The organism is Phocaeicola sp. RTP21198st1_B8_RTP21198_201120, from assembly GCF_040929485.1.
Lineage (GTDB): Bacteria > Bacteroidota > Bacteroidia > Bacteroidales > Bacteroidaceae > Phocaeicola > Phocaeicola dorei.
Genome location: NZ_JBCOCI010000304.1, coordinates 1 through 1,174 on the forward strand (window position 1 = coordinate 1; position 1,174 = coordinate 1,174).

General features: G+C 41.1%; 2 protein-coding genes. Both read right to left on the reverse strand.

What is annotated here, in order from left to right; genetic code table 11:
* A partial coding sequence (locus AB5935_RS25695) for a GNAT family N-acetyltransferase (protein WP_368327837.1) occupies positions 1-416 on the reverse strand: 416 nt, incomplete at its 3' end.
* 187 nt (positions 417-603) lie between these two features.
* Positions 604-1,174 (reverse strand): SDR family NAD(P)-dependent oxidoreductase (locus tag AB5935_RS25700; RefSeq protein WP_368327838.1); only part of this gene is annotated, 571 nt, incomplete at its 5' end.

The following is a 1,174-nucleotide window of genomic DNA, read 5'->3' on the forward strand; positions in this document are numbered from 1 at the left end:
GTGTCAACCACCTCAAAACCAAATTTCTTTGCAAATGATTGGTCGGAAAGCCAGCTCTTCTGTTTTTTTGCCCCGAGCATACAAATGCCGGATCTACCTTTTTCTTTGGCATCAGTTATACAGTACTCTATTAATGCTTTCCCATATCCGTTTCCTCGGGGACTACCTAACACCCATAAACAATACAGATAATAATAGTTGTCGCCGATGACGGGAACCCAAGCTGTTTCAAGAGGAGCATATTCAATAAAAACCGTAGCTTTGGCGTTTAACTTTCTAAAGACATGGCCTTCATTCAGCCGGTCGGAAAGCCACTTTGCTTCAATACCAGGATGAGACTTTTTGCTGCGGATAATGCAGCATAAATGCTCATTAGAAAGATTTTCTGTTGTTAAGTTTGTAAAGTCAGTATTCATATACACCTTTGTTTCAAGTTAGGTATTATCAGTCGGTCCATGTAGCAACAATAGTCCTTTGTTGGTCTGTTGACGGGCTATCTTTGCAAAGATAGTGAATTTGTGTAGATAATCTTTGTTGCCGGGTTGTAGAATTCACGAAAGTTTCTTTTCTTACTATATAGAGAGGTGGCGAACAGGTAGAACTTTATATCCGGCAATAAATAGCAGATGGCAACAGACGAAACAGGATAGTTACATATCTCCATCTTTTGGAAATGAAAGCTACTTTTTTCTTTTTAGAAATAGCTTTTTTAATTTGTTTCACAGCTTTATCAACGGGAGTAACCCAGAACAATCCTTCTCCTTTTGCCATAGCGGTGTCTACAAATCCGGGACGAATATCGGTAGTGTAAATAGAATAAGGAGATTTAGTTGCTTTTTGTCGTAATCCTTCCATATAGTTGATTTGATAGGCTTTCGACGCATTGTAGGCGGGAGCGATGCCACTGCCGCGCGTACCTCCAACAGAGGAAATAGTAACCAGATGCCCGCTTTTTTGCTGTTCGAAATATCGGAAACCCCAGTCTGCGATGTTGGTGAATCCTATCACGTTCGTTAGTAAGGTAGGTTCTTCCAATTGGTAGGAGAGTTCGGGGTTTAGTTCTCCGGTCCCGGCACAGATAATCAATATATCCATTCCACCCATTTTTCGAGTGAGAGTTTCGAGGGATGAAATGGTAGCTTGTGTATCGGTGATGTCGCACACTTGATAGAAT